This is a genomic window from bacterium (assembly GCA_035703895.1).
In the GTDB taxonomy this organism is placed as follows: domain Bacteria; phylum Sysuimicrobiota; class Sysuimicrobiia; order Sysuimicrobiales; family Segetimicrobiaceae; genus Segetimicrobium.
Genome location: DASSXJ010000249.1, coordinates 1 through 5,513 on the forward strand (window position 1 = coordinate 1; position 5,513 = coordinate 5,513).

4 protein-coding genes are annotated in these 5,513 nt (G+C 67.6%); 2 read left to right on the forward strand and 2 right to left on the reverse strand.

Annotated features, from left to right (window positions below; genetic code table 11):
- Positions 1 to 472 (reverse strand): nucleoside hydrolase (locus tag VFP86_16695; GenBank protein ID HET9001279.1); only part of this gene is annotated, 472 nt, incomplete at its 3' end.
- A 125-nt stretch (positions 473 to 597) separates the two neighbouring features.
- Between VFP86_16695 and VFP86_16700 the strand changes: the two genes are divergently transcribed.
- Positions 598 to 2,907 (forward strand): xanthine dehydrogenase family protein molybdopterin-binding subunit, encoded by a 2,310-nt coding sequence (locus VFP86_16700; protein ID HET9001280.1) that lies wholly within the window; start codon positions 598 to 600, stop codon positions 2,905 to 2,907.
- Positions 2,876 to 5,236: a xanthine dehydrogenase family protein molybdopterin-binding subunit gene (locus VFP86_16705; protein HET9001281.1), complete on the forward strand. Its 2,361-nt coding sequence runs from the start codon at positions 2,876 to 2,878 to the stop codon at positions 5,234 to 5,236. Before VFP86_16700 ends, VFP86_16705 begins: the two co-directional genes overlap by 32 nt.
- Before the next feature lie 9 nt (positions 5,237 to 5,245).
- Here the strand turns inward: VFP86_16705 and VFP86_16710 are convergent.
- The coding region (locus tag VFP86_16710; GenBank protein ID HET9001282.1) for a glycosyl hydrolase at positions 5,246 to 5,513 on the reverse strand (268 nt) is incomplete at its 5' end.

A 5,513-nucleotide genomic window follows, 5' to 3' on the forward strand; every position in this document is an offset into this window, starting at 1 on the left:
TGCTGTTGCCCAACGTCACTGACCCGCCCATGATGCTGATCTCGCGGATGCGGTGGGCGATGTCGGGGGCCTGGCGCAGCGCCACGGCAAGATTCGTCAGGGGCCCGGTGGCGATCACGGTGACGCCTTCGCGGACCCGGACGGTCTCAATGAGAAACTCGACCCCGTGTCGTGGGTCGATTGCCGCCCGCGGCGGCGGAAAGTCATACCCGTCGAGTCCGCTCGATCCATGGATCTCCGGGACATGCCGGGGCGGGGCGATGAGCGGCGATGCGCAGCCGCGCGCGACCGGCACGCGGAGCCCCGCCAGATCCACGACCCGGCGCGCGTTTACCGTGGTCCGTTCCACGTCCACGTTTCCCGCGACGGTAGTGATCCCCAGCACGTCGAAATGTCTGACGGCGAGGAGAATCGCCAGCGCGTCGTCGTGTCCGGGATCGCAATCCAGAATGACCGGCCGGGGCGTGTGCATCACGCGGGGACTGGTTCGCCGTTCCGCGGGGGCCTCCTTGACGGGCTGGTGGAGAAGGAATCCGTGGACCTCGGAGAAAGTGTTCCGGGCGCCCGCGCTGCGCGAGATGCCGACGAGGATGTGAGATGATCATCGGGGCTTCGGTCAAGCGAAAGGAAGACCCTCGGCTGCTCGCCGGCCGGGGATGTTACGTCGACGACGTGCGACTGCCGGGATTAGTGCAGGCCGCGCTGGTCCGCAGCGCGCATGCGCACGCCGAGATCGGCAGCATCAACGTCGCTCGGGCGCGAGCTATGCCCGGAGTGATCTTCATCGCCACCGCAGCCGACCTGGATGTCGCGCAGCCGATCCCCGTCCGGCTCGGACCCCGGCCCGGCCAGCGACCATTTCTTCAGTTTCCCCTGGCGCGCCGGCAGGTCCGGTATGTCGGCGAACCCGTCACCGTGGTGGTGGCCACCGACCGGTACGTGGCTGAGGACGCCGCCGACGTTGTCGAAGTCGAGTATCATCGACTGCCGCCCGTCGCGAACACGGACCAGGCTCTGGCCCCACATGCCGCTCTCCTCCACGAGGGCGGCACGACCAACCTTGCCGACAGACTGGTGATGGGGACGGGTGAGCCCGACGCGGCGCTCGCGAGGGCCGGGATCCGCATCCGTCGCAGGTTCGGCGTCCAACGCCACTCGGGAGTCCCGCTGGAGACCCGAGGGATCATCGCCTCGTACGACGCCGGGTCAGGCCGTCTCTCGGTCTGGGGGCCCACAAAAGTTCCGCACTTCAACCGGCGCGTGCTGAGCGATCTGCTCGGCATTCCGGCCGATCGGATCCGTTTTATTGAGCCCGACGTCGGAGGGGGGTTCGGCGTTCGGGGGGAGTTCTACCCGGAAGACTTCTTGATCCCCTGGGTGGCGATCCGCCTGCGGCGGCCCGTGAAATGGATCGAGGACCGCCGGGAGCATATGGTGGCGGCGAATCATTCACGCGAGCAGATCCATGACGTTGAACTCGGCGCAACCACAGATGGGCGCATCGTTGCGCTCGTCGATCGGATCTGTGTGGATATGGGAGCGTACGTGCGGACCCACGGCGTGACGGTGCCGGAGCTCACCGGCGCCCTGTTGCCCGGGCCATACCGGATCCCGCACTATCGCGCAGAGATCGCGTGTGTCCTCACCACCAAGACCCCCACCGGGACCTACCGCGCTCCGGGCCGGTACGAGGGGACGTTTGTCCGCGAATCGATGATGGATCTCCTGGCTCGGGCGGTGGGGGTTGACCCGGTCGAGATCCGGCGCCGCAATTTCATTCCACCGCAGGAGATGCCCTTTCGAGTCGGGACGGCCGCACTCGGCGTCGAGACGGTGTACGATACCGGGGCATACGCGTCATCCTTGGACGCGGCGCTGGCGGCGGTGGACTATCCGCGCATGCGCGCGTCCCAAGCGTCCGCGCGCGCGCAGGGACGGCACATCGGGATCGGACTTGCCTGTGTCGTCGAGAAGGCTGGGTTGGGCCCCTGGGAGATTGCCCGGGTGGAGGTCGACAAAGCCGGCCGCATCACTGTCTATTCAGGCTTGGCGTCGCTCGGCCAGGGGTTGGAGACGACGCTCGCCCAGGTCTGTGCAGAAGAACTCCACCTCTCGGTCGAAGAGATCACCGTCATCCACGGGGACACGGCTCGGGTACCGGTCGGCGTGGGCACCTTTGCCAGCCGGGGGGCTGTTGTCGGGGGAAGCGCGGTACTGCTGGCCTCGCGGGCCGTCAAGGACAAACTCCTCGACCGTGCGACGCGGACATTGGAGGCGGCGCGGGAAGACCTCGTGATGGAACGACGCCGCATCTTCGTGCGGGGCGTCCCGTCGCGCGGGGTGACGTTTGCGGAACTGGCCGCGGCATCGGTTGCGACCGAACCGGGTATCTCGGCCACCCAGATCTTCCGGGTCTCCGAGATGACCTATCCGTACGGCACCCACGTGGCCGTCGTCGAAGTCGACTCCGGGACAGGACACGTGACCATTCTCGGCTACGCGATCGCGTACGATGTGGGCAAGGCCATCAACCCCATGATCGTCGACGGCCAGCTCGTGGGAGGACTCGCTCAGGGGATCGGCGGCGCCCTCCTCGAGGAAATGATATATGATTCGGAGGGGCAGATGCTCGCCACGACGTTCATGGATTATCTTCTGCCGACCGCAGCCGAGATGCCCCACACCGTCTCGATCCGAATCCTCGAGGAGACGCCGACACCTCTCAATCCTCTCGGTATCAAAGGCGCCGGGGAGGGCGGCACGGCAGGTGCCGGTGCGGCAATCGCCAACGCGGTCTCAGATGCGCTCGGTCCCTTGGGGGTCGAGGTCGTCTCCCTCCCCCTCTCTCCCGATCGTATCCTCGAGCTGATCCGAAGTGCGCAAACCCATGGTCACGCGCGCGGATGACCCGGTTGGCCAACCGCTCACGCGCAAGGAAGACCCGCGCCTCCTCCGGGGCATGGGCCGGTACGTCGATGACCTCGTCGTGCCCGGCGCGCTCCACCTCGCGTTCGTCCGGTCCCCACATGCGCATGCCGTCGTCGTCCGCGTAGACACAACGCGAGCACGAACGATTCCGGGAGTTGTCGCCGTCATGACCGGGGCCGATCTCGGCCTCCCCTCGATCCTGGCTGAATTCCGAGGCGAAGGCTACCGCAACGTGGGATGGCCTCCGCTCGCGCAGGACCGCGTCCGGTTTGTGGGTGAGGCCGTCGCCGTCGTCGCCGCGCGCGGCCGGTATCTCGCGGAGGATGCCGGCGATCTGGTGGAGGTCCAGTATGCTCCGCTCCCGATGGTGCCCTCAGCACGCCACGCCCTGCAGTCGGGAGCACCCTGCATCCACGACGGTGTCCCCGGGAACGTATACTTCCGCCGCGAGCACATACACGGCAACGTTGAAGGAGCATTCGCCGACGCGCCTATCATCGTCACCGGCACCTTTCACCACCAGCGGTTGTCCGGCTCACCGCTCGAGGGGCGCGGGATCATCGCTGAGTGGGACGCGGGGGAACGCCTGACGGTCTGGGCCTCGACCCAGGTTCCCCATGTGCTCCGGACGGGCCTGGCCCGATTCCTGGACGTGGCGGAGTCGAGAGTACGGGTGATCGTCCCGGACGTCGGCGGCGGGTTCGGTCCGAAGATGACCCTCTACCCCGAGGACCTCGTCGCCTGCGCGGTCGCCCGTTGCCTCCGGCGGCCCGTGAGGTGGACCGAAGACCGGCGTGAAAACCTGTTGACGACGACCCACGCCCGAGAGCAGACCATAGAGGCGGCGATGGCCGTGGACCATGAAGGACACGTGTTGGGGATCCGGGCGCACGTCGTGTGCGACACCGGCGCGTACCCGGTCTTCCCCGTCACGGCGATCCTCGAACCGATGGGGACCGTGCAGATCTTGCCCGGTCCCTACCACGTGCCCGCCTACACCTACACGACGATGGCGGTCGCATCCAACAAGTGCCCCTCGGGCGCGTATCGCGGTGTGGGCATGGGCCTGGGGGTCTTTGTGATGGAGCGCCTGATGGACAAGGCCGCCGCAGCCGCCGGCCTCGACCCGGCGGGCGCCCGGCGCGCCAATCTTGTACGGGCCGAGGAATTTCCGCACACGTCGGCCTCCGGCCTCGTGTATGACAGCGGAGACTATCAGGCGACCATGGACGCTGCGCTCTCTGCGTTCCACTACATCGAGGCGCGCGCGGAGCAGGCCCGGTACCGCGCCGAAGGCCGGCTGGTGGGCATCGGCATCAGCGCCTTCACCGAGTATACCGGCATGGGCCCGGAGACGTTCGCCCGGCGCGGCATGGCGGAGATCCCCGGATTTGACGGCGCGACGATCACCGTGGATGCGAAAGGCGGCGTGCGGGCGCATGTGTCGTGTCCATCACAGGGACAGGGACACGAGACAGTCTTCGCCCAACTGGTTGCGCGCGTGCTCGGGCTGGACCCGTACGCCATTCACGTCGCTCGGCCGGATACAGACCTGGCGCCGCCCGGAAGCGGAACCTTCGGCAGCCGGGCGATCGTCGCCGGCGGCGGCGCGCTCGTGCGGGCCGCCGCCCTGATCAGGGCGAGGGCCGTGTCGATCGCGGCGCATCTCCTCGAGGCGTCCCCAGACGATGTGGTGTCCGCGAACGGCCGGTTTTTCGTCAAAGGGGCGCCATCGCGAGCGCTGACGTGGGAGGACATCGCTCGAGCCGCCCATGCGCCGCTCGCAGCGCGGCTCCCCGAGTCGTCGAACCCTGGGCTCGAGGCGACCGTTTCGTATCATCCACCTTCGCCGGCGTTCTCCAACGGGGTCCACGTGGCGATGGTCGAGGTGGACCGGCGGACCGGCCAACTGGCCGTGATGCGGTATGTGATCGCCGAGGACTGCGGGCCCATTGTCAATCCGCTGATCGCCGAGGGCCAGACCCACGGGGGTCTCGCACAGGGGATAGGGGAAACGCTCTATGAGGATTTCCGGTACGATGCGGACGGGCAACCGTTGACGACGACGTTAATGGACTACCTGCTCCCCGCCTCCACGGACACCCCTCACGTCCACCTGGTCCACCTCGAAACGCCTTCGCCCAACACGGAGGGGGGATTCAAAGGCATGGGAGAGTCGGCTACCATCGGGGCGCCGGCGTGCATCGCCAACGCCGCAAGCGATGCGCTGGGCAGGCCGGTCGACGATCTGCCTGTTACCCCTGAACGCGTGATCCGTTGGCTCGCCGGCGCGCGAGCCCACCCGTAAGGGATTCGGTCATCCGATCTCGACAGCAGCGAGCCCGTGCACATGCTGGTAGCGGTATCCATCGGGCCACTCGACCTCGAACCGCTCCCAGGACCGGCCGGCATCCGCTGAGCGGTAGAGGCCGCCCTCCTGAACAGCGGCGTAGAAAACCCCGGGTTCGGCAGCGTGAGCGGCCAGCGTAATGACTCGCCGGCCCCGCGGGTCAGGCAAGCCATCGCGGGCCTCTTGCCACCGACTCCCTCTGCCCCTTCGGTACACCGTCGATCGGGCACCATCC